This window comes from Microcoleus sp. S36b_A4, assembly GCF_036700645.1.
Taxonomy (GTDB): domain Bacteria; phylum Cyanobacteriota; class Cyanobacteriia; order Cyanobacteriales; family Microcoleaceae; genus Microcoleus.
On record NZ_JAUBPI010000014.1, the window covers coordinates 25,111 to 49,826 of the forward strand.

The following is a 24,716-nucleotide window of genomic DNA, read 5'->3' on the forward strand; positions in this document are numbered from 1 at the left end:
CGCAACCGCCCGGAAGGTTACACTTTGCGGTATCAGGCCGTAACTTGGAGTGGCATGAGTGGCGGCCCAGTTTTTGACTCCGAAGCGCGAGTCATCGGTTTACACGGACAAGGGGAATTTGGTTTCGCGCAAACGAGTTCCGGCGAAGTCGCCCCGATTAAAACCGGATTTAATGCAGCAGTTCCCATCAATACATTTATCGCGAAGCTAGTGGCGGCGGGAATAAACAAATCCGAGTTGAAAGTAGACAATACTCCCGCAACCAGCGGCCCGGTATCCACCGCCAATCCGCAAGACGCCCAAGCGTATTATTTTCGAGGACTTTCGCTGTTAGATCAAGGAGATGCTTGGGAGGCGATCGCCGATTTCAACAGAGCACTCGCTTTCAAGCCCAAATACACCCCTGAATTGTATTTTAATATCGGCAATGCCCGCACTTTCATCGCCAGCCTCGAAACAACCCGCGGGCCCAGGCCTATTAGCGCTATTAGCGCTATTAGCGCTATTGAAGCATACACGCGGGCGATCCAAGCCAATCCCGGTTTTGCCGACGCTTACTACAACCGAGCTTTAGCTTACCTGGACAACAAAGACCAACCCCAAGCAATTGCCGACTTTCAAAAAGCAGCAGAACTTTACAAGCAAGGCGGCAGAACCAGCGCCTATCAAGACGCGCTCAACAGAATCAAACAATTTCAGTAAAATGAGAAGTTAATAATTAAAAATTAAAAATGAGTAATCCCATGGCTTTGCTTAATCCGGGTATGAAAAAAATCACTTAAAAATCCTGAAGTTTTGTGAATATTGGTTTCTATGACCTGCATATTTAGCCTTTCATACCTTAAATCAGCAACGCCGCATTTTCAAACGCATTGCGAAACAGCTCTTCACTGTTTCGTAAAGCCGCCTCAATTTGTTTGCGTTCGTTTTCAGCCCGCTTGCGCTCCTTGATCTCCTTCTTTAATGCTTGATTTGCCACAATAAGTTGAGCTGGACTAGGTAAAGCTAAGGCTGATGGAATTAACAAGACTAGCTCAGATTCAGTATATATAGAAATCAGAGCAGTAATAGCTTTAAGTCCCCCCGAAAGCCAATAAGTAGGAAACCAAAGCGTCCAAATTTCCATAATATGAGTTGTACCACAGGCAATTATGAAGGCGCCAAACAGAAAAAATACTTTCTGAAATGGAGTATCTTGGCGCTGTCGCACAAAATAGATTAGCATGATGGGGATGGAATAGTAAGCGAGCGCGATTAAACCATCGGATAAAATATGTAATCCTACTAAGTTTGTTTGCCAGAGATAGCAGTGACCATGAGGAATGAATCCTCCACTTTCAAAAAATTGTGTAATCATATCTAACCTGCATTATTCATGAGTGCTGAAGTGCTGATCGATTGAGTTCTGCCATTGCCCGCTTCATAGTCTAAGTCTTACCGGGAAAACCACTTGTGAGTAGAGAGATGTCAAGTGGCCAACCTAGCAGCACGAGACATCCGATTGCAATGACGAGTAGACTTGCCCTTTCAGAAATGTGCTTGTTCATACAGCAGATTGCGTTGAAAAAATGTTTTCCTAATGTTAACCGAAACGAAGAAGGGCAACTACGGAGGGATTATCCCTACCTCAACAAGTCAGATTTTGTAGGGGCTGTGGCAGCGTGCCATTCCTCGAACTCTGCGATCGCAGGATTTCTTCCTGCGTAAAGTGAGTTTATAACCTAATAATTCAACTATACTCTTATTCATAGGCTTGTAGTCCTCTGGCAAGAAACTATGGAAAGGAGTAGGATTCTCGATAGAACTAGCGATAGAGTGAGCGATCCAGCTACCAACTACCGCGGCAATATTTTAATTGTTGACGATCTGCCTGACAACCTGCGTCTTCTGAGCCGTAGTTTGAGGAGACATGGTTATAAAGTTCGCTGTGCCACAACAGGTGAAAAGGCGATCCGAGCCGCCCAATCGCCATGGACGGAACTAATTTTACTAGACATTAAATTGCCGGATTTAGATGGCTATGAAGTTTGTAAACAATTAAAATCTAACGAGCAAACCACAAGCATTCCGATAATTTTTTTGAGTGTTCTCAATGAAACTTTCAATAAGGTTCAGGGGCTGGCTGTTGGTGGCGTAGATTATATTGCTAAGCCGTTTCAAATCGAAGAAGTATTAGCTCGTGTCGAAACTCACCTAACCATCCGACGGTTGCAACAAAGCCTCCAAGAGCAGAACTTACGTCTCTTGAGAGAAATGGAAGAACGCCAACGTCTCGAAGCATCCCTCTTTGCCGAAAAAGAACTCGCTCAAGTGACTCTACAATCGATTGGTGATGCAGTTATTACTACCAATGCTCAAGGTAATGTGCGATTTTTCAATCCTATCGCTGAGCAACTGACAGGCTGGAAGGCTTATGAGGCTAAGGGACTCCCCCTGTCTACAGTCTTTGAAATTGTCAATGAAGTAACGCGAAAGCCAGTACAGAATCCGATCAACAAGGCTCTGTTGGAGAAGCGAATTGTGGGCTTAGCTAACCATACTATACTGATTGCGCGCGATGGGACGGAGTATGCCATTGACAACTCAGCAGCACCGATTCGAGACTGCCAAGGTCAAATTATCGGGGCAGTCATCGTCTTTCATGATGTTACCGAAGCGCGCAATTTTGCTCGTCAACTCTCTTGGGAAGCTAGTCACGATGCTCTGACGGGTTTAATCAACCGTCGAGGATTTGAGCAGCGACTAATGGAGGCGATCGCCTCTGTTCAAGATAGCAATCAGCAGCACGCTCTCTGTTATTTAGATTTAGATAAGTTCAAAGTCGTTAACGATACCGCTGGTCATATTGCTGGCGATGAGCTACTGCGCCAAATCACTAGACTTTTACAAAAGGGAGTCCGCGCTAATGACACACTGGCTCGCTTGGGAGGTGATGAATTTGGTCTTTTGCTTACTAAATGTTCCCTCTCTAAAGCCACTCTAATTGCGGAAAACCTCAAAGATATAGTGCATCAGTTTCGGTTTATTTGGGATAGCAAAACCTTTATCATCGGGGTCAGTATTGGAGTTGTTGCCATTAACCAAGACAGCCATGACTTGATGGAGGTTATGGGGGCGGCTGATTCAGCTTGTTATGCTGCCAAAGGCAAAGGTCGCAACTGTGTTCATGTTTATCGTTTAGATGATGGCGAACTAATATAATTAGACAATGTGGTGAGAGGCAGTAGATTTCCAACATCCGCCGTGCGTTAGAAACCAATCGTTTTTGTCTCTACTCTCCAAAGATTCGCTCTATTACCTCGTAACCCATCATTAGAGCATTATGAAATTTTGTTAAGAATGCTTGACCAAAACGGAGAAAGCGTTGCTCCCAATGAGTTTATTCTCACCGCCGAGCGTTATGGCTTGATAACCAAGAGCTATTGTTGTTGCACAAGCGAAACTTTTTGATTAAATTATCCTAATTTATCTGGGCTAAAAGTTTTTAGTAAACACTTGTCTACAATCAATATTTTCGGCGCTAGCAGTCGAGTTTTTTTTTATTCTTCTTGTTCCATTTTATCCCGTTTTCGATGTTGAGGTCGCGGTTTCTAGTGTGAGTTACCGCACTTTTTTAGGTATTCCAATCCTCCGAGTTTTGCGACTTGTTCTCTCCCGTTTTTTTAGGTGATCGCACCCTCTTCCTTCAGAATTACCACGGCGAACCGATCATGGTAAAAGCAGCCCAATAATAAGGATGCGACAAATTTCGATCGCCCCGGGCGGCCAACTCCGACGGCAAAGGCAGAGCTTGATTGTTGCCCGATCGTACCAAATAACCATCTTGCAGCCGCACTTCACCTCGCAACATCGCCAACTGCGCTTGCCGCAAAGCCTCCGCCTTAATCGGCGCTGTACGCAACTGCTGGTAAAACTCAGTCATCAGCCCCAAAGTACCGACATCGCTGACATACCACAAACTCGCCAAAGCCGATTTTACCCCCGCGTGCACCGCCAACCCCGCAAACCCCAACTCAGCTTGTTCGTCTCCCACCGCCGTAGTACACGCACTCAAAACCAACAACTCCACCTGCGGGTTAGATAACTTCAACTGATCCAACTGATTCAACCGCAACTTAGTATCCCAAAACTGAATGTAAGAATTTTGGGCACCCCCAGGTTGAAAATCGCCGTGAGTAGCTAAATGAATAATTTTGTATTGCGATTGATTGCGCTTCTGCTTCAAATTTGCCAAAGTAAAAGCTTCATTGAGAAAAGACGAACCTGGCCAAATCTTGCCCACAATTGTCGATATTTCCAAAGGCACCGCAGGCAAAGGATTTTGATCGTATTTAGCGGGAAAATTCGACGCACCCATCGCTAACACTTCAGAACCCTTAACATCGGCATAGCGAGTATCAGTTAAACTCAAACTCGGAATCAGCCCCAAACTGTACTTTTCTACCAAAAACTGCTTGCCGTCGTAAAGAGCAGCCAAAGGCAAAGTTCGCAAACCGACATCCATAGAAAACACCAAAGTGTCAATCTTGTTAGCCTCCAATTCCGGTTGCAGCGGTGCAATTAACCACTGGTAAAGTTCCTCGGCAGGTTGCTTGTAGTCAGCAGCATTCAATCTCCTGGGAGTTCTGATAGCATTAGTGAATTCTTTAGCAACTTGCAAGACTGTCTCGCGGCTTGCAGGCACACTTTTAAAAACATTTTTGCCGTCTGGCAATAACAACACAAGTTCTAAATGTTTGTCTTTTGCCCATACGTAAAGGATGGCGGGTTTAACCCCAGTCAACTGATTGACGCTGTTGAGAGTATCTCGAATACTTTTCTGCGTAACTGACTTTTCAGTGACAGTCCCCCCAAAGTAACGTTCAAATTCCCGGCCCTGAGTTCTATCCCTTTGCTGCACTGCGTCGATCGGATTTATTTGCGCGATCGAGTTTGATCGAGAAATCTCAGGAACCCTCACATTCCCCATACTTTCTGCTGTCACCGCACTCGCCGGCTTCTGTGGAGTTGTTGCCACACTGGCGTTTTCTGTCGCCACAGGCGTACCCAAATTGCCTTTTAACACCGACGGCGACAGCAGTACCGGGCCCGCAGCAGTCTGGTTAGACTGAGCCTCAACAGGCGCAGCAGCAGGTTCTGGCGAGACATTTGTGGTACTGATCTTTGCCGCAGACGCTGTGGGACCGAGAATCACCTGAGTCACAATTTGTTGAGAATTGTCTGTAGTTTGCAGTTCCACGCTGGTAGTTGGTGCCGGACTCGGCACGATCGCCAGCGGCCCGATCGCAGTTGAGGAGGTGGCAGTGTTCGACTTCGAGTTTCCAGCCCCAACAGTCGCCACCGTGCAGGTTCCCGACGAGCAAGTGCTTTGCAGCAACGTCTGTGAACCCGATTGAGCCAGCCCGTCTGTAGAAATGCTGACCTGGGCGCGCTCAGCATTAGTTCCTGTTCCCGCAGCCCGAAACGCTCCCCCAGCCTCGATTGCCACATCGCCGCCCGTATTGCCACGAGCTTTGATCGAAACAACTTCAACATCTTTCTGTCCAATAATTTGGCTCGAACCGGCACTTCCCGATTGCGAACTCGAGTTGATCACCCCTGTAACGATCCGGCCCGGCGCCGCAATCGAAATATCTCCCCCGCTTCTGGCACCAAAAGCATCGATGTTGCCAGTTTCTACCGCACCGGCGCTGCGAATATTGATAGGGCCCGCCACCCCGGAAGTTGAGCGAGATGAAACCGTACCAGCAGTCAACTTGCCTTGGGTGCTATTGATGTTAATCCCCGCAATCGAGGTAACGTCTCCGACGGCTACAGTACCGCCCATCAGAGAGATCGTGGCGTTATCAGTGCCGACGATCGCACCCGTTCCCACGATCGCGCCTGCGCCATTGGGCGATCGGATCGTCGTCGGATCTTGAAATGTCAACGCCAGTGGCGTTGAATTTGGCGTTGAATCTGGCGTTGGAGAACCAATCGAGATCGCACCGCTACCGTCAGCGCGCCCGATCGTGATCGAAGCAAACCCATTCCGAAAAGTGTTCAATTCAGCAGCAGTCAAGTTCAGAGCTTCTGTATCGCCAGAACCTTGAATTATAATATTTTGACTAGGATCAGCCGGTTGCAGCACCAGATTGCCGTTGCTGGCGATCGAATTTTTGTCACCCGTCAAGTCAATTTCGTTGCCGGTTAAAGTAATATTTCCCGGTGTTTTCGAGCCACCAGCTTCGATCGCCCCGGCAGTGACTCCATTGCGCCCCGTCAGCGTTACCTTCCCCGCGCGATCGCCCCTCGTGTCGATCGCCCCTGCAGTCACCGTACCCTGTGCGGTAACGCTAACATCTCCCGCCGAATTGCCTATATCTTCGGAAGGATTGACAGAAGTGTTGATGGTGCGGGCAGTTCCAGTAAGTAGCTGACCGGTTGTGACATTGCCTGCGGTGCTGGCGATGCGAATTTCCTGATTGTTGGTAGTGATATTTCCGGTTCTGATATTGCCGTCAGCTTTGAGAGTAATAGAGGCATTGTCGGCCGCTGTCAAAGAATTTGTGGTAGTGATTGTTCCCAAACCCGCTGGCGATTGAATAATTAGCGGATCATAAAATGTGAAATCGTTGGCAATCAGAATTGAACCGATACCGTTGCTGCGCCCGATCGTAATTCCAGCAAACCCATTTTCCAAACTTCCGAGGTCGCTTGCCGTCAGATTCAAATAAATATTAGTACCGACATCTCCAGAACCGCCGATCGCAATATTTTGACCGGGACTCCAAGGTTGCAGTACCAAAAAGCCAGTACCGCTGACTGAATTTTTGTCGCCTTTAAAATTAATTTCATCACCCGTCAAAGTAATGTTTCCCGAACCAGCAGCGACGATGCTCACTCCCAAAACATTCCGAGCCGTCGCAGTTACATTTCCCGTCGCTTTGGAGCCGCTGGCATCAATTTTTTGGGCCGTTACGTTCAGGCCTTCAAGCAAAATATTCCCGCTGATGCCGGTGCTAGGATTGGATGAAGAAATATTGTTTGCAACGGTTGTTCCCGAACTAATCAAACTAATATTTCCGCCGTTACTCGACAAATTGCCTGCCGTAATTTGACTTCCCGAAATGGCGAGCGCACCGCCAGCCGTGCTAATTGTATCTCCAGAATTCATCGAAAAAACACCCGCACCACTGCGATCGGCATCCGCTCTAAATGTTACCGAACCAGTAGTTGCCTGAAAGCTCAACAGATTGTCCGCCAAATCAGCAATTGTAATATCATTGAGCGCTTCGAGAACCACATTTGCCGTCGCCGACATACTTTCCAAAGCTGTAGCCGAAATTGTCAGCGAAGGCTCAGAATTGTTTTCCTGTCCTGGTACCGTTCCTGTTGACAAAATATTATTGTTGGCAATTATTGCCGCATCGCCCGCAGCTTCTGGGGAATCTGTAATTAAAATATTTTCTGGATCTAACAGCAAAGTCCCCAAACCGTTTGTTCCAGAGGTATCAACAGTACCGTTAAAAATCAATCTTTGCTTGCCCGAAACTTCCACAAACCCGCCAACACCTGCGGTTCCCGTTGCAGAAACGCCATTTGCGCTAATGCTGCCCAAAAATGCTGTTGTGTTGTCAGCCCAGACAAAAACTCTGCCGCCATTGCCTGATTCAGTTGCGTTGGCTGCGATCGAACTTTTGCCATCCACGTAAGTCATCCTGGCATTCGGCACAGTTCCCTCGCCTCGGTAATCTCCCCCGATCCGCACCGTTCCGCCGCCGTCGGGCCCCGAAGCCTCAATCTTCGCTCCCAAGAGCCCTACCTTGTCACCCAACACGTTGACGCTGCCTCCCGCGCCCCCCCTGGCAGACACGTCCGCAGAACCCGCTACCAGCGCAGTTCCAGCACCTGCAGGCACTGTTTGGCTGCCTGTGAGTACGACTTCACCTTGAGCGTTCGTAGTTATACCCGTAGCGTTAGCCACGCCGGGGCCCGAAAGCAGCCGAGGTAAAGTCAGCGGAGAGAAGGGAACCGCTTCGGAACCCCACACTCCGGCTGCTGGAGAAACTTCTAAACTCAGCAAAAGTCCGTTTTGACTCAACCGCACCAGATTTTCACCATGGACAGCCGCCACAGTAATTTGACCGCCTGGGGCTGAAAGTTGCCCTGTACTGATGACCGTACCGCCCAGCAAAGTCAAATTTTGCCCGGTTCCGACAGCCAAGTTACCGGCATTGACAATACTTCCGGGCTGTGAGCCAAAAACAAAAGCATTCGGCGTTCCGACTAGGGCGGCGTAGTCGATCGCCCCAGTACCGTTGAACCAGCCGTTGTCAAAACCGATACCGCTAGCAGTGGTAGCAAAAAAAGACCCGGACACATCGAGTCGGGCATTCGTTCCAAAAATAATCCCTGCGGGATTCATCAGCAACAAATTAGAATTGCCGCCACTAACTTGAATTAAACCGTTAATTAAGGAAGCATCCCCGCCGACAACACGACCGAGGATATTTTTAACGCTTGGGTTGGAGATGAAATTGGCAGTTTCGCCAGGATTCAGATTAAACCGAGTAAAACTGTGGAACAAATTTGCTCCGTCTCTGGAGGGAGTGCCGCCTTTAATGTCGTAGCGAGGAGGCGACCCTGTACCTGGGCCGGTGACAGCGGTTCCGGTGCGGTCTGGGGCTGGAGTAATAGATTGTGCCGCAGCAATTTGAGATTGGGGATAAATTGCCACGAGTACCCATCCGCTGCTGTTTTCCTTGAGGAAAACCAGGTTGGGTAAAAAATCTACTATCAAAAATCCAGCAAGGGGAATTGCTGCCAGAATCGACCGCACAGCACGTTGAGCATTCATAAGTTTGCCTCGGTCTAGACCTTAATTCGAGTTTAAAATTGAGATTTTAGGTAAAAAAGAGCCGATCGCACCCCAACGCTGACACTTCCTAACGCGAACTCTCGATCGCAAATCTTAAAATTTAAGTCTAAATTTGATTGTGTCACCAACATAGCAAAGACTGACAGTAAGTGTCGAAACACAGGAAGTTTAAACAGAGAAAATTATGAACGATCGCATTGTCCGTCTGATTGGTTTAACTGGGGGCATCGCCACCGGTAAAACCGCTATATCTAATTATCTGAGAGATGCCTGTGGATTTCCGATTTTAGATGCCGATATTTACGCCCGCGAAGCTGTGAACCCCGGTTCGCCAATACTTGACTCTATTGTAAAACGATACGGTGCCGGTATTGTGCTCCCGGATGGCAATTTAAATCGGCCAGAGTTGGGAAGTATTATTTTTTGTAACGCAGACGAGCGGCAGTGGTTGGAACAACAGATTCACCCTTACGTGCGCCGCCGATTAGTTGAGGAAACTCAAAGCTGCATTGCTGCATCGAGTTTGGTATCCCAAGGCACACAGGATTTAGGTACAAAGACTCAAGAAACCGGCTTTTTTCACCCTCATCAAAAGCTAGAACGAAGTATTGTTGAAAAAAAACCCGGTTTCAGCGCGCCGGCTGACACGTTGACTTTGGTTTTGGTAGTGCCGCTGCTGTTTGAAGCTAACATGACTGACTTGTGTACCGAAATTTGGGTAGTGTACTGTTCACACGAAGTGCAGTTAGAACGACTAATGCAGCGAGACTGCTTGAGTTACGATCGAGCTAATGCCCGCATTAACGCCCAGTTGCCGCTGGCTCAAAAGTGTCAACAAGCTGATGTTATTTTGGACAACTCGTCAACGCTCGACTCGCTATTCCAGCAGGTAGATGTGCAAGTCAATCGCGTTGAGATTTGAGATTTGAGATTGAATCCGCGATATGGGTTTTAAAACCAGGTTTTTTTACTTTTTGCGCGCCAGTTCGATTTGAGAGTTGAGATTTGAGATTGAATCCACGATTTTGTCAACGGGCTTTTTTCCCAACCGCTTTCGACTCCTCCTTCAAAGTGGCGCGTAAGCCCTCTTGTCACAAAGCAAGATCAAAAAAGATCAGAAAAAATCATAAAAAATCAAAGGTTCACAATTTATTTAAACATACAATAGCAACCATTTATGAAGTTAATGTGAAAATTAAGCCTTGCCCGCTTTAAGGAATCTCATTATTCAACAAGATATTTATATGTAACGTGCGGATGGAGCGCCTCGGTACTCTCTTGTTGTGTCTTTCATCCTAGGGTTGCCGCTTCACCTCAATAAATTATGAAGTTAATCATAAAAGTAGTAAAACTTTACAATTGGCGTTTTATTTCCTTGTTGGAAGACTGTTTCAAGAGGTTTCCAGGGGCGATACCCTTTTAGATTTTAGATTTTAGATTGGGGAATGATTTATAACTACCAGGGTTGGCAAGACGGGCATATAAGAGTAGCATGATTTTTTTGAACATGGTCTTGAATTATGCTGGTTGCCCGTAAGTAGCAGATAACTAGAAATTGTCCGCGAACAAGGGAGCTAGAGGATGGATTTAACCCGCTTTTAACCAAAACTCAAAAAAATTGTAGGTTCCCTCACTTACTAATTGATGACTTCGCCACAATTATTTTTTTTATCCTGATAGCAGAGTACAGACTGCGTATCAAGAAGGGGAAAATACAAACACCAAAATTTATGATGCGCGTTTACTCTTCCATCCTGATGTCAAGCCTGTTACTGAGTAGTACCGCAGTTAATGCTCAAAGCTTAGAAACTCGATCGACCTTTTCTGCTCAAGACAACTCTGCTTCAGAAATTTTAACCGCTCTACCTGAAACTCAGAGCTTGTACGATAACGAGAAAGATACGGCGCCAGGACGAGGTGATGGGAGATAAAGCCGAAAAAAGCGATAATTGTCTGGAATTAGGGGGAGAATGGGAGAAGAGAAAATTGGGATAAGAAGATAAAAATTGAAGATTTCGAGCCATTAATTGCGGACTTACGTACTGCGTAGCAAAAAACCGCTTTTTTAGCGGTACTTGACGACTCAAAGCATAATTGTTCGCTATTCCGGTTTTTTGGCCAAGCGTCCTCAAGATATCAGACACCACCAACGGGCGCGAAATGTTGCACTCAAAAAAAAAAGAAAGGTAAAGCGCGAGTAGGAATGTGGCGCTTTACCTTTCTTTTTTAAACTTTTGCAGCTTTAATCTTCTTCTGCAGCTTCGCCACCAACAACCACATCGCGAATCCGCAAACTCGGACCGCCGCAGCCCACGGGCAAACCGCTTTGCCCTGCCTTGCCGCAGCCACCGGATTCATCCCAGTAGAAATCGTCGCCGATCGCCTCAATATCAGCTAAAGTGCTGAAAACATTACCCGAAAGAGTAACATCCCGCACCGGATTGTCTAATTTTCCGTCGCGGATCATCCAAGCTTCGCCGGCACTGAAAGTAAACATTTCGCCGTTAGTCATGCCGCCTTGCCAATTGCGCGCATAAACTCCTTCTTTGATACCAGAAAATAAGTCAGCAACTGGCGTGTCACCGCGTTCGATCCAAGTATTCGTCATGCGGACGATCGGCGGATAATGATAATTCAAACACCGAGCATTGCCAGTAGGCGTTTCTCCCAACTTGCCCGCCGTTTCCCGCGAGTGCAATCGCCCGACTAAAGCGCCGTCTTTAATTAACTGAGTAGTAGTCGCGGGAGTGCCTTCATCGTCGTAGAAATAGCTGCCCCGGTGTCCCTCTGGCGCTGCACCGTCGAAAATTTGCAAGTTTTCTGGGCCGAACTGGCGGCCGAGGGTCATAATTTCCAAAATGTCAGGATTTTCGTAGGCCATGTCGGCTTCGGAAAGGTGTCCGAAGGCTTCGTGGACGAATAATCCGGTCAAAATTGGGTCGATGACGACGGTGTAGGTGTTGCCTTGGACGGGGGGTAAGGCTAGAGAATCTACGGCTCTCTGGGCGGCGCTGCGAACTTGAATATCGAGATCGGTTAAATCTTCGTAAGCTTTGCGGGAACCAGTAGTTTCTCGGCCAGTTTGTACGGTTTCCCCGCTGCGGGCTGTGGCGGCAAAGCGCATTTCCATGTCTGCCCAACCTTGTTCGAGCATGGTGCCTTCGGAGGTGGCGAGGATGATGCGCTGGGTGCTGTCGCCGTAGCGCACGGAGATTGTGGCGATGCGGGGGTCAATGCTGCGGAGAATGGCCGCGTAGCGATCGCACAATTGCTTTTTGTCAATTAGGGGAACCAGACGGGGGTCTGTTCCTGTCAGCGGCAGCAAGCAAATGTCTTGTACTGGCGTAACTGGCGCCAGGATCGTTTCTTCTTCGCCGATCAGTTTTGCCGCGGCGATGGCTTCTTCGATTCTTTCGGCGAGGGTGGAAAGTCGGTTAAAACTGGCAAAGCCCCAACCGCCTTTGTGGCAAGCTCTGACTTGGCCGCCAATTGAGACTCCTTCGCTGAGGGTTTCAATTTTTTCGCCCCGCAGCAGGATGTCGGTGCCTTCGGCTTCTTCCAGTCGAATTGCCAGATAATCGACTTGGTGGCGGTAGCGTGCCATTAAGTCTGACAGCAGATTTTTCGAGTCGGCGATCGAGGTGGGCATAAGGAAAGCACGGTGTTTAACTTACTTCATTTTGCACTTTTGTCAGGGCGATCGTCCAAAATACCGCCGCAAGCGCGGAGATTGCGACTTATTGGTACGGTTCTGCCAATATCGTTAGTTGACAAATGTGGATATCCTGTGAGTTAGGAGGAAGGCGCAAGAAATTATGCGGGATTTTTTAATCGTGCTGGTGCTTGACCCAGCCCAAAAACGGATACCGTACTTAAGTCGTGGAAAGATAAAAATTTTAGACCAAAGTTCAATCTCCCAGATTTATCTGTGGGGTAAATCTAAAATCTAAAATCTAAAATCTAAAATCGACTGACTCCTAACTCCTGAACTTTCCTATACATAAATACTTCACCCTTCATGCCTCCGAAGGTGGGTTTATAACTGTGAATACTTACTTTTTACCGACAATAAGCGAAATTTTAGCCTCCGAAGGCCAAGAAAATGACCTGAGTCTCTTTAATCCTAAGTTGGCGGGAGAAAACAACCGCCATCGGTGTCCTGTAAGCCGTGGGGCTTCTCGGCTGAAAGCTGAACAGGAATGGTACGGGGCGATCGCAGCTTTGAATCAAATGCTTGATCGGCACAAAGCAGGACAAAAAACAAATGCCGATCGAGCAAATGGTCGATCGACAATCCCCAATTCCTGTCAGGGATTGGTTTTGTCCGGCCCGTCTTCGGTTTTGACTGACCCCGCTTTGGCCAACGGCTTTGCCAATTGGATTTTTACCAGTATTCCCGACAACGATGCAGCTTTGTGGTCTTTTCGGGCTAGACAAACTTTAGCTTTAATGCCGGCGGCTGATGTGCAAACATCAGTGCCTGCGGCGGCCCCGGCTTTGGCTTTGGCAAGTGGCGATCCCTTAGCCAACGAGCAGTTTTGTTTGGTTTTAACTGCTAGTTTTAGCCTGGTGATGGTTTTGGGTGAAAATTCTGCCGGAATTCCGGCTTTTCTATTTTCTTTCGATCCGCAAGTAGTGGCGAAAGCTTGGGAGGTTTTGCGGCGCAGGGTGACTGAAAGCGAATGTTTGCTTGCCAATTCTGACGGTAGCTTCAATTTACCAGTTAGCCAATTAACTAATAATTCTACTAAATTAGACGCGCTGTTCCAGCAGTTTTTGCCTGTGGAGCCAAATTATCAAACAGTGATGCAGTTCAGCCGCTTGCTGTTGCATAATTTGCCGGTTGGGAAAGATGAAGCAGGCAGGATCAAGGATGAAAGAATTGATGATGGTTTGAACCATAGACATCACAAGTTATCGGCTACAGATATCAACTGCAAATCTCCAATGCCTCTGGCTACTAAAGAGGTGGAATTGCTACAGGCGATCGCCCACGAAGTCCGCACTCCTTTGGCTACTATTCGCACGCTGACTCGGCTGCTGCTGAAACGTCCCAAACTTGAACCAGTGGTGATCAAGCGTTTGGAAATGATTGATGCTGAGTGTACCGCTCAGATCGATCGCTTCGGTTTAATTTTCCGCGCCGTGGAATTGGAAATGTCGCAAGCTAAAAATTCTGGCGTGCAGCTAACAGCAATGTCCCTCGGTGAAGTGCTACAAAATAGCATTCCCCGCTGGCAAAAACAGGCCGCTGTGCGAAACCATACTTTGGAAGTTATTGTGCCGAAAAAGTTGCCTGCAGTAGTCAGCGATCCGACGATGCTGGATCAGGTTTTAACTAATTTGATTGAGAATTTTACTCGAACTTTGCCTTCCGGGAGTCGCATTCAGGTGGAGGTGACATTAGCGGGCAATCAGTTAAAGTTGCAGTTGGAATCGGAACACCTACCTGAAGATAATGGCGCATCGACTTTTGCAGCTAAGGCGAATGGTCCTTTGCGATCGATCGGGCCTTTGTTGATGGTGCAGCCGGAGACGGGAAGTTTGAGTTTAAATTTGAGCGTGACTAAGAATTTATTTCGGGCTGCTGGCGGGAAGTTGGTAATTCGCCAGCGACCGCAAAAGGGTGAGGTGATGACGGTATTTTTGCCGTTGCAATAGTAGTCAGTTGTCCGTAGTTGGTTGTCAGTTGTCGGTTGTTATTATATCAATTCCGGTTGCATCGGAATAATTTAACCGCAGAGGACGCAGAGAACGCAGAGGAAGAGAAGAGAGAGATTAATAATATCGGTCAACAACGGACAACGGACAACGGACAACTGATAACTAATTCTTAATCAATTAAAATCTCAATGACAAACTCCGTTCCTTCTCCCGGTGTAGAAAAACAACTCAGTTTGCCCCCGTGTTTTTCTTCTACAATTTGACGTGCGATCGCCAGTCCCAACCCAGTTCCTTTGCCCACATCTTTAGTGGTAAATAGATGGTCGAAAATATGATTTTTTACCTCTTCTGACATTCCTTTTCCGTTATCGGCGATGGAAATTTTTACCTTTTCACTTTCTACTTTTGTCCGAATAGTGATGTGATTGGGATGGGCTTTAATTTCGGCAAAACTTCGTCCTTGATTTGATTCTTCTAAGGCATCAATCGCATTTGCTAACAAATTCATAAATACCTGGTTTAATTGTCCCAAATAACAGTTTACTTGGGGAATATTGCCGTACTCTTTAATGATTTTAATTTCAGGATGCTTGTCGTTCGCTTTCAGGCGATGCCGTAAAATCATCAAAGTGCTATTGAGACCTTCGTGGATATTGGCCTCAACTTTATGGGCCGTATCGGCACGAGAGAAAGTGCGGAGGGATGTGCTGATGTTTTTGATGCGCTCGCATCCTATTTTCATAGAACTCAACATTTTGGGTAAATCTTCTACTAGATAATCTAAGTCTATTTCCTCTGCTTTCTCAATTAATTCTGCTCCGGGTTGAGGAAACTTTTCTTGATAGAGGTGCAAATAATCAATTAAGTCTTGGACTCCAGCATGAGCTTCATTAATGTTGCCGGCAATGAAACCAATGGGGTTGTTGATTTCATGGGCAACCCCGGCCACTAGATTACCTAATGCTGACATTTTTTCACTTTGGATCATTTGCATCTGAGTTTGCTGAAGTTCATTCAAAGTCTGCTGCACTTGGTGATAGAGGCGGGCATTTTCCAGAGCGATCGCCGCTTGACTAGAGAGAAAATTCAGCACTAGGAGGCGATCGCGACTAAACACCCCGCTGGTTATCCGATTTTCTAGATACAAAATGCCGACCAAATTCCCCTGATTTAGAATTGGCAAACCCAGCAAACTCTCTGGTTGGTGGTGGTCTAAATAATCGTCAATCACAGGTAGATCAGTTTTGGCGTGATCGATGACAACTGCTGCTAGGGTGTTTTTGACATACTGGATTAATTTAACAGGAACGCTGGGATTATTCTCTAGGGGCTCCGTTTGCAGGCTAATGTTTTCCCACGTAGCTATCGCCCGCACTTGCCATTGTTGATGTTGGCATAGCATCAGTGCACAGCGATCGGCTCCGGAGTTTTGTAACATGGTTTGGCTCAGAATTTGGAGCAACTCATCCAGGTCGATCGTGCTGGAGATCATTTGGGAGATTTGCAGCAGGGTCGTAAAATCTAGAGCATGGTTGATCGAGGTGCTTGAGGTAGTGTGGTGGGTACTCGAATGAATTGAGTAGGTGGGATTGGTGAGGGTGGATAGGGTTTCTAAAATAGTGACGGGTTGGCCGGACTGTTGTAAGATGGGGCGCAGCAGATCGGGATAACGTTTTTCTAGGTCATCGGTTTTGGCTTTTGCTCCCCAGCGGGCGTAACAATAGTAGGCTTCCTGCATATAGCCTGCAGCGACTTTTTCTTTGCCCCAGCCGAGGTAGAATTTAGCGGCGAGTTCGTGGGCGAGGGCTTCCTCGTTGAGGAATTGGTTGTCTTTAGCCAGTTGAATGGCGCGATCGTACAACTCAGCAGCCTGCCATTTTTGTTCAGCAACACGAGCCATCTCCGCCTCTAAAAGCAGAAATTTGGACAAACAGTTTTCAGGACAGTTGTGTGCCCAAATTTGAAGTTGTTGCCGATTATTCTGAACAACTTCTTGATAATCTTTTGGTTGTTTTTCCGGTGCTTCCCCATAAAGTTGCAAGACGGTCAAAGACTGATAAAAACAATGCAGAACACGTTGAAATTGTCCATATAGTGCATTAGAAAACTCGGTCGCGGCTACTAACATTTCATAAGCCTTAGCATACTCACCATAGGTAAAAAACAAAAAGGCTTTAGCGAAATAGTATGTACTACTGCCATAGCCATAGCCAATTTCATTGAACGTCGCTAGCGCCGACTCTTCATCAAATGTTTCAGAACTCAGGCTATACTTCCCTATCGTTAGCCCTTGCAAGTTCTCTAGGAGCTTGCACTGAAGAATTAGGGCAAATGCTGTCGTAATCTCAGTTCGTTCCGCAAAGCTGATGTACTTTTCATGTCGAGCCAGCAAAATGTGAATATCGCTTGAGACGATCGCCTGCTGCCAAAAACTGAACAGAGCACTGTGATGACACCAAGAAAAATCCCCTACCTCCATTGCCCCCTGATAAGCAGCTTGTTGCAGAACAAGATTGGAACTGACGTGCTTGCGCCAATGGTTGATAAAGTTGCCAAACGACATATAAATTTTGCCATTCAGGGTGGTGTTATGAAATTTTTCATTCACCTTCAACCCTAAAAGTCCAAACTCATAGCCCAGTTCATAGTCTTGAAAGCGTTGGCAGAGAATTGTTCCATACCAAACATAAACAAAACCCGCCACATTGGTATTCCCGTATTGCAAACAGAGATTGGTCATGTGTAGCACAACCAACACTAACAACTCCTGATTAGTTAGGTAAGTGGGCGGTACCATGTTCATTAGCAGTTTGATCTGCATCTGGCGTTCTTCATCGACAATGAGTGGTGCGTCGATTAGTCGTGCAACTGCGCGCTGATTTAAGGTTTTTTTAACTTCCAGAGCCATCCCTTCTAACTCTGCTTCATTTGGCATAATCGCCAGTTCTAAGCCTAACAGTTTCAGCCCTTCAATTCCTACCTGAATCGCCTTTTGATACAGGGCATTATTTTGATAATGAGTTAGCTGAATGGCAATAATTTTTGTTCTGTCTAAACTAAACTGGGCAGAATTAAAAGCGATTTTTATCAGTCTTTCAGCTTCTTCAAAGTTTCCTGCCAAAAACTCAGATTCCAGGCTTTCTAAATACATTGCCAATGTTAATTTATAGGCACATTGCCATTTATTGCTGGGTAGGAAACTTAAACCGAAAGCGAGATATTTTGTTGCCGATTCATACGCTGTTGATAGTTTGGCTCTCTGCCCTGCAAAGAGGCTAATTTTAGCAAGCTTTGTTCGTTCTTCTTGCTGCGTTATTAGCTCCGAACTAAGAATAAAATGATTAATAATATCGAACACTTCTTCTCCTCTTTCAACTTCTGAGAAATTCGGAAGAAGTAACTGTCCTATTTTGAGATGGGTGGCTTGCTTTTGGTCATCAGGAATTAATGAATAAGCAGCTTGCTGAACCCGATCGTGGAGAAACTTGTAGTGAGGTAATTGAGCGGCTGTTGTTGGCAATGCGGGGCTGGTGATCCGCTCTTCTTTTCCTATATAAAACTTGTAAATTTCACTGGTTGGTAAGATGAATCCTTCTTGCAAGGATTTCCACAAATCCGCAGCAGTTTCTTCCGGCGACTTCTCGCTGACTACCGCCAATGTATTCAAATCAAACTGCGCTCCAATGCACGCAGCCAACTTCAGCACATCCTGAGTTTCTGGCGGCAACTTCTGCAATTGCACCGCCATAAATTCCACTACATCATCGGTAATAGTTAGGGCTTTGACTTTGGCAATATCGCACTGCCACCCCTCTGTTACCCCTTTCTCTCCCCCCTCGGTAAGGGGGGTGGGGTTAAACGCAATCAGCCCATCTTCCTGTAGCGCCCTGAGAAATTGCGTGGCAAAAAATGGATTGCCTTGGGTTTTTTGATAAACTAACTCGGTTAATGGCTGAGCAAGAAGGATCTCGCACGAGAGCGTATCTGCTATCAAATCGTTAATATCGACTTGACTCAGAGGTTCCAAGGTAATAGTATTTACCGTTACTTGGGATTTTTCCATCTCTGCTACTGCCAACATAAATGGATGAGCTGGAGATACTTCGTTATCCCGATAGGCTCCAATTACCAGCAAATTTTGACTATCTTTTTCACTCATCAACACTTGCAAAAGCTTTAGAGATGCTGAATCTGACCATTGCAAATCATCCAAAAAAATCACTAAGGGATGCTCTTTTGTAGCAAAAACCGAGATAAATTTTTGAAATAGTAAATTGAAACGATTTTCGGCGGCACTTCCCGAAAGTTCAGAGACAGGCTGTTGTTTACCAATAATCCGTTCTAATTCAGGAATTACTTCTACAATAACTTGACCATTTTCGCCAAGAGCCTTGATAATTTTCCTTTGCCATCGTTCTAGCTGAGCGTCGCTTTCTGAGATTAATTGCTCCATCAAATCTCGGAAGGCTTGCACAAAAGCACTAAAGGGAATATTACGTTGAAATTGGTCGTATTTGCCTTTGACAAAATAACCACGTTGCCGAACTATGGGTTTGTGAATTTCGTTGACTACAGCGGTTTTCCCAATGCCGGAAAATCCGGCAACTAGCATCATTTCGCTCCGGGATAAGTTCGAGTAGCGCCAGTCCTCCTCAATCAAGAGGAGGTCTTCTTTTGCATCGTTTCTATCGGTTCCAGCCTCTTCTGGGGAAGGAGATTTAGAGGGGTTTGCTACTCGATCGAATGCTGCTAATAATGCAGCGACTTCGGTTGCTCTGCCGTAGAGTTTTTCGGGTATGATAAAGCGATCGCAAAAATCCCGCCGCCCAATGGCAAAACTCTCAATTTTACCTGTCTCATTGAGTTGTTGCAAACAAGTTTTTAAATCTGCTTTCAACCCTAATGCACTCTGATACCGACTTTCGGCATTTTTTGCCATCAATTTGCTGACAATTTCCGAGAGGACAAGGGGTATTTCGGGATTAATTTCACGTACAGATGTTGGGTGCTGGGCAATATGACAGTGGATCAATTCCATTGGATCGGTGGATTGAAATGGCAATTTTCCTGTCAGCAATTCGTAAAAAGTTACACCTAATGAATAGAAATCTGTGCGGTAGTCAAGGCCGCGATTCATCCTTCCTGTTTGTTCGGGAGATATATAGCTGAGTGTTCCTTCGATTACGTTGGGACTCATCAGTGTTTGAGTTTCTCGTGGCAGCAAAGATGCAATACTAAAGTCAATGAGTTTGACTTGTTTAGTCTCAGGATTTATTAAAATATTGGCGGGCTTAATGTCTTTGTGAATGATGCGGTGGCGGTACAGTATATCTAATGTATTGCTCAGGTCGATCGCAATTTGGAAAAAATCAACCAGAGATTGCACGGTTTTTCCTTTCCCCGTCCATTCCTTCAGAGAAATTCCCCCGAAGTCTTCCACAATCAACGCATAGCCGTTGCGGTAGGGTTCCAAGCTGTAGGTTTCGATGATTCCGGGCAAATTCAGGTTTTTGGCGATCGTGTATTGATTGCGAAAATGCAAGAGCTCGCTGAAGCTGGGATACTCGTTTCGCAAGACTTTGATGGCGACCGGTTTTTGGTCGCAGAGGCGAGTTCCGCGATAAACTAGGGTGCGAGTGCCTGAATAAATTCGAGCGAGAATTTGATAGTCAGTTAGTTCTATCATAACAATAATTATTTTTCTATTAAAATATTTTGTATGACTATTATAATCTAGTGCAAATCAGATTCTTGCTTCGTCTTAATACTTAAAAATCTAACAAATTTCGCAGCCCGCGAACAGCTAAGCGTTAACGGTTAACCGAATTCGGTTAACCGTTAACAGTTAACTGAATTTACTTAACTGAATTCATTCTGGCTTTCAAGGCATCTCGCGCTTGTTCTCGATCGTCAAAATGGACTTTTTCTGTGCCCAAAATTTGATAATCTTCGTGTCCTTTCCCTGCAATCAGCACGCCATCTCCGGGTTTAGCATCCATAATAGCAGTGCGAATTGCAGCGGCTCGATCGCACATCACGATCGGCTTTACTGCGGCGGGAATTCCTGCTAAAACATCCTCCAAAATGCGATCGGGATTTTCAGTGCGCGGATTGTCGGAAGTAACAACAGCTAAATCGGCTAATTCTGCAACGATTTTACCCATAATCGGCCGCTTAGTGCGATCGCGATCGCCACCGCAGCCAAAAACACAAATCATCTGACCCGGAATAAACGGCCGCGACGCCTTCAACAAGTTCTCCAAACTGTCTGGAGTGTGCGCGTAATCCACAATAACGCTAATATCTTGGTCGGGACTAATTTGCACCCGTTCCATCCGTCCCGGAACTCCCGAAAACTGAGATAATTTCTCCACAATTGCGGACAAATCTAAACCCAATTCTAAAACAGCACCGACAGCAGCCAACATATTTGATAAATTGAACTGACCGACTAAAGGCAAAACAAAAGCCGTTTCGCCCTTGGGAGTGTGCAGCATTCCCTTAACTCCATTGGGCTGATACTCCAAATCAAAAGCATACAAATCTGCGGTTTTCAGAACAGTGCTGTAACTCCAAACTAGGTCAGATTTGAGGGTTTCAACTATCCGCTGCCCGTAGGGATCGTCAATATTAATTATAGCGCGCTTCTTGAGGTAATCAGAACCAAATAAAAGCGATTTTGCCTCAAAATAATCTTCCATATCGCGGTGATAATCTAGATGATCTTGAGTCAAATTTGTAAACACAGCAACTTCAAAACTACACCCCAAAACTCGCTGCTGCGCTAAAGCGTGGGAACTGACTTCCATCACGCCATGTTTGCATCCGGCTGCTACAGCTTCTGCTAATTGTTTTTGTAGGTCAACTGCAAAAGGTGTGGTGTAAAGTGCAGTTTGTTGGAAGCCCGGCCAGCGAGTGTAAAGCGTACCGAAAATTGCCGTCGGCAACTGCGTTTCATTGAGCAAAAATTCGATTAAATGAGTGGTTGTAGTTTTGCCGTTAGTCCCGGTAACGCCGACAAGTTTTAATTTGCTAGCTGGATTGCCGTAAAAAGCAGTTGCTATTTGACCGCAAACTTGAGCCATATCGGCTGCTGCGATGACGCAGGGAACCTCTTCTAGCCCCCCCTTAGCAAGGGGGGGTTGGGGGGGTATCTTCTCGGCTGCTTGGGTGGAAATTATGGCAGCAACTGCACCAGATTCGATCGCACTTTGCCAAAAATCTCCCCCATCAACCCGAGTTCCCGGCATTCCCAAAAACAAATCGCCCGCCTGACAAGCGTGGGAATTAGTGGATAAACCCTTGACTTTGGCATCAAGGGCGGGATGTTTGGCATCAAAGGAAATGCTGGGAACTGCTGCTAATAATTCTCTCAATTTCATCTGAAAAACTCCTCACTTGGATGTCTTGAATATGACTGGCGGAACACATTGTTTGAGCCACTATCTACAGGTTTTTGCTGTGCGCGGTGCAAACCCTATGTTTTTTTATGCGGGGTGTAAAATCTATCTGCCTAGAGTAAGCTGCACACCTAGCACCCCGAAGTCAGGATTAAAACCTGAGTTTTTGGGTAAATCGTATTATTGTGACAGATCAATTTGCAAATATTTCTGTAACATTTGCTCCAATTGGGCGACACTACAGCGGGGAGAAGGACGGGGTAACAGTTCTTCAGCGGAGAATGCAGCCTCGCCAACAGAATTGGTTGGCTGAGGCTGCACTTTAAACAAAACTGGAACTTCGTACTGATAAGCTTGAAACCAGTCATCGCGTTCGGTAATATCTCTGACTTCGAGTTGAAACTTCAGGCTTTCAATCTGTTCGAGTTTTTCTTGCAACCCTTCGCACAAGTGGCATCCGGGTTTGCTGTACAAAATCAATCGCATCATAACAGTAAGATTAAACTCGATCTTAAATTCTCAAACCTGCGATCGGCAGTGGGCGAACTCAACGCGAGTAAGACACAACTCACGGCTTTATTGGTCGCAATGCGCGATCGAAGTTATCTTAGCATTGGCAGCCAACAGATTACCGCGCTTGACTATCTCTTTCTTCTCTTCCTCTGTGCCCTCTGCGCCTCTGCGGTGAAAAAATAAATCTGGTTCACCAATGAAAAAGTTAAATTTATTCACATAACCTAATTGTAAACTTTACCTTGACTAATAAATCAATCTTTAGTATAGTATATAAATAGCCCTACATAAAGGAGGCAGTATGGACTGCACCGAATACGCAGAAGCCAAGCGAAAAGCAGCTAAAAAAATTAGCGCCGACATTCGAGAACGCTGGAACAATCGCATCGTGACGCGAGGATTGCACTTGATGGGTGAAGCGGGGGCAGTGCAGTATTTGGCTGATTACGGGCGCGGCATCGGTACGGCAAAAGTTATTGGTTTTGCACTGTGTGCGGAGTCAGAAGGATACCCGGAAATGGCGATCGGCTTTTGGAAAAGAGCGTTTGAATTGGAAACTGGAGAAAAGCCGATCGCCATCAATACTCCAAACAAATCTAGCACCAATCTTGCTCCTGCTGCAAAATCAACTACCGCTGCCAAAATAGAGACTGTTTACAATCCGATTGTTCCCGAATTACCACCGCACTTACAGCCGGGAAGGATTGTCACGATGCAGCCGGTGGACGCGCCGAGCGATCGTTCTTATTACATCGAAAATCCCGATTATTGGGGACAGCCAAAGCGCGACGGCAATCGAGTAGTTGTCATCGCGACGCCCGATAAAGTATACTACCAATCGCGATCGACTAACCTGCGGCAACAAGCATCGATTGAGATCGATCGTACATTAATCGACACAGCCGCTAAAATTGGCACTTTTGTTTTAGACGGTGAACTGTATTACAAAAGCTGTACAGGCAGCGAACACCGCACGGGGGCGCAAGCTGCTACAGTTAATATTGAAAGCGGTTTTCCGACAATCCAGCCCAGCGCAATTTATGCCATTTTTAAAAGTTTGTTTTTCAAAGGCAATGATTTAACTACCGTAGCAGAATCCGAACGAATTGCAGCGGGAGTTGAAGTTGGCGAAATGGTGGCGAATTTATCCCCAGCCTTTGAAGTTGTACCGACATTTCGCACCACCGCCGAAAAACTCGTCCTGGTAAATCAGCAGGAATCTGAAAATAAAGAAGGCGAAGTTTGGGTGTTGCACAACTGTCACTATGTCGGCGGAAAAGATGTTAAGAAATATCCGATGGTGAGGACTAAATACTGTCAAGAACACGATTTGTTTATTGTGGGTTTGACGGCGACAAAAGTTGCGGGGCGGCCCTTTAGCGCCGTCAAAGTGGCGCAAGAAATCGATGGCAAATTAGTCCCAGTAGGAACCGTGGGAACCGGGTTTAGCGGGGAGGAAATGCAGGAAATTGCCCGACTCTACGAGGCTAACCCCAAAAGTGTCAAAATTAAAGTGCGATCGCAGGGTTTGACGGAAAGCGGCAAACTGTGGCACGCACGATTTCTGGAGTTTTGTTAAATTTGTAGGGAAACGGCACTGCCGTTTCCTTCCCCAAATATGTGAGTTCCAACACATAGTATCAGATAAAATCAGCGGATTAAAAATCAATGGTTATCAGCAAAAACAATTTCTACGTCTCCCCAGAAGAGTACCTAGAAGGCGAGCGAGTAAGCCCGATAAAACACGAATACAGACGCGGACACGTTTATGCAATGACAGGGGCAAAAAAGCCTCACATTATTATTGCTAGTAATTTAGTTCGGCTGCTGGGAAATCATCTGCTGAATACGCCATGCTTAGTTCTGTCATCAGATATTAAAGTCCGACTGGAAGAGGCGAATTGCTATTACTATCCTGACGTAGCTGTGACTTGTGACGAAAGAGATACCTCAACTACTGAAGATTTCATCTTATATCCATCTTTAGTAGTTGAGGTATTGTCGCCCTCAACGGCAGCTTTTGACAGAGGCGATAAATTTGCCGATTACCAAACTTCTCCGAGTTTGCAAGAATACGTACTCATCACTCAATCTGAGATTAAAATTGAGTGTTTTCGACTCAATGCTGAGGGAAATTGGATTTCTCAGACTTACCGACAAGGAGATAGAGTAGAATTTGTTAGTGCGAATTTTAGTTGTGCAATTAGCGAAATTTATCAAAAAGTCCCCGGCATCATATTGTGATGTATGCCAAAAAAATTTCTTTGCTTCGTAGTGAG

At 46.2% G+C, this 24,716-nt stretch carries 13 protein-coding genes and 1 pseudogene; 7 read left to right on the top strand and 7 right to left on the bottom strand.

Features of this window, described 5'->3' with window-relative positions; all coding sequences use genetic code 11:
- Positions 1-702 (top strand): tetratricopeptide repeat-containing serine protease family protein (locus tag QUA03_RS06695; RefSeq protein WP_333210711.1); only part of this gene is annotated, 702 nt, incomplete at its 5' end.
- 196 nt (positions 703-898) lie between these two features.
- Here QUA03_RS06695 and QUA03_RS06700 read toward each other — a convergent pair.
- Positions 899-1,357: pseudogene (locus QUA03_RS06700) on the bottom strand (hybrid sensor histidine kinase/response regulator); the annotation flags it as partial.
- A 419-nt stretch (positions 1,358-1,776) separates the two neighbouring features.
- Between QUA03_RS06700 and QUA03_RS06705 the strand changes: the two are divergent.
- Positions 1,777-3,201 carry a diguanylate cyclase domain-containing protein gene (locus QUA03_RS06705; protein WP_333210712.1) on the top strand — a complete coding sequence of 475 codons (1,425 nt, stop codon included), beginning with the start codon at positions 1,777-1,779 and terminating at the stop codon, positions 3,199-3,201.
- Positions 3,202-3,691: 490 nt separating this feature from the next.
- On the opposite strand, the gene QUA03_RS06710 is transcribed toward QUA03_RS06705, so the two are convergent.
- Positions 3,692-8,839 (bottom strand): CHAT domain-containing protein, encoded by a 5,148-nt coding sequence (locus QUA03_RS06710; protein ID WP_333210713.1) that lies wholly within the window; start codon positions 8,837-8,839, stop codon positions 3,692-3,694.
- A 205-nt stretch (positions 8,840-9,044) separates the two neighbouring features.
- Between QUA03_RS06710 and coaE the strand changes: the two genes are divergently transcribed.
- Positions 9,045-9,782: a dephospho-CoA kinase gene (gene coaE, locus QUA03_RS06715; protein ID WP_333210714.1), complete on the top strand. Its 738-nt coding sequence runs from the start codon at positions 9,045-9,047 to the stop codon at positions 9,780-9,782.
- Positions 9,783-10,590: 808 nt separating this feature from the next.
- Entirely contained in the window at positions 10,591-10,791 is a 201-nt protein-coding gene (patX, locus tag QUA03_RS06720) for a heterocyst-inhibiting protein PatX (protein ID WP_333210716.1), read from the top strand.
- A gap of 311 nt (positions 10,792-11,102) precedes the next feature.
- Here the strand turns inward: patX and QUA03_RS06725 are convergent, their stop codons facing one another.
- Positions 11,103-12,509, bottom strand: a complete 1,407-nt coding sequence (locus tag QUA03_RS06725) for a TldD/PmbA family protein (protein ID WP_333210718.1) — start codon at positions 12,507-12,509, stop codon at positions 11,103-11,105.
- A gap of 395 nt (positions 12,510-12,904) precedes the next feature.
- Here QUA03_RS06725 and QUA03_RS06730 point away from each other — a divergent pair, with 395 nt between their 5' ends.
- The gene (locus QUA03_RS06730) at positions 12,905-14,521 is read left to right on the top strand and encodes a HAMP domain-containing sensor histidine kinase (protein WP_333210720.1); all 1,617 of its coding nucleotides are present in this window, start codon (positions 12,905-12,907) and stop codon (positions 14,519-14,521) included.
- Positions 14,522-14,693: 172 nt separating this feature from the next.
- Here the strand turns inward: QUA03_RS06730 and QUA03_RS06735 are convergent, their stop codons facing one another.
- The 4 genes from QUA03_RS06735 to QUA03_RS06750 all read right to left on the bottom strand — a co-directional run bounded on the left by QUA03_RS06735 (position 14,694) and on the right by QUA03_RS06750 (position 22,656).
- Positions 14,694-20,210, bottom strand: coding sequence for an AAA family ATPase (locus QUA03_RS06735; RefSeq protein ID WP_333210722.1), 5,517 nt, complete (start codon positions 20,208-20,210; stop codon positions 14,694-14,696).
- 169 nt (positions 20,211-20,379) lie between these two features.
- Positions 20,380-21,906 carry a UDP-N-acetylmuramoyl-L-alanyl-D-glutamate--2,6-diaminopimelate ligase gene (locus QUA03_RS06740; protein WP_333210723.1) on the bottom strand — a complete coding sequence of 509 codons (1,527 nt, stop codon included), beginning with the start codon at positions 21,904-21,906 and terminating at the stop codon, positions 20,380-20,382.
- Positions 21,907-22,104: 198 nt separating this feature from the next.
- Positions 22,105-22,410 (bottom strand): glutaredoxin family protein, encoded by a 306-nt coding sequence (locus QUA03_RS06745; RefSeq protein WP_333210775.1) that lies wholly within the window; start codon positions 22,408-22,410, stop codon positions 22,105-22,107.
- A 90-nt stretch (positions 22,411-22,500) separates the two neighbouring features.
- Positions 22,501-22,656: a hypothetical protein gene (locus tag QUA03_RS06750; protein WP_333210725.1), complete on the bottom strand. Its 156-nt coding sequence runs from the start codon at positions 22,654-22,656 to the stop codon at positions 22,501-22,503.
- 82 nt (positions 22,657-22,738) lie between these two features.
- Between QUA03_RS06750 and QUA03_RS06755 the strand changes: the two genes are divergently transcribed.
- Positions 22,739-24,016, top strand: a complete 1,278-nt coding sequence (locus QUA03_RS06755) for an ATP-dependent DNA ligase (RefSeq protein WP_333210726.1) — start codon at positions 22,739-22,741, stop codon at positions 24,014-24,016.
- Between the two features lie 89 nt (positions 24,017-24,105).
- Positions 24,106-24,681, top strand: a complete 576-nt coding sequence (locus QUA03_RS06760; RefSeq protein WP_333210728.1) for a Uma2 family endonuclease — start codon at positions 24,106-24,108, stop codon at positions 24,679-24,681.
- The last annotated feature ends 35 nt before the right edge of the window (positions 24,682-24,716 follow it).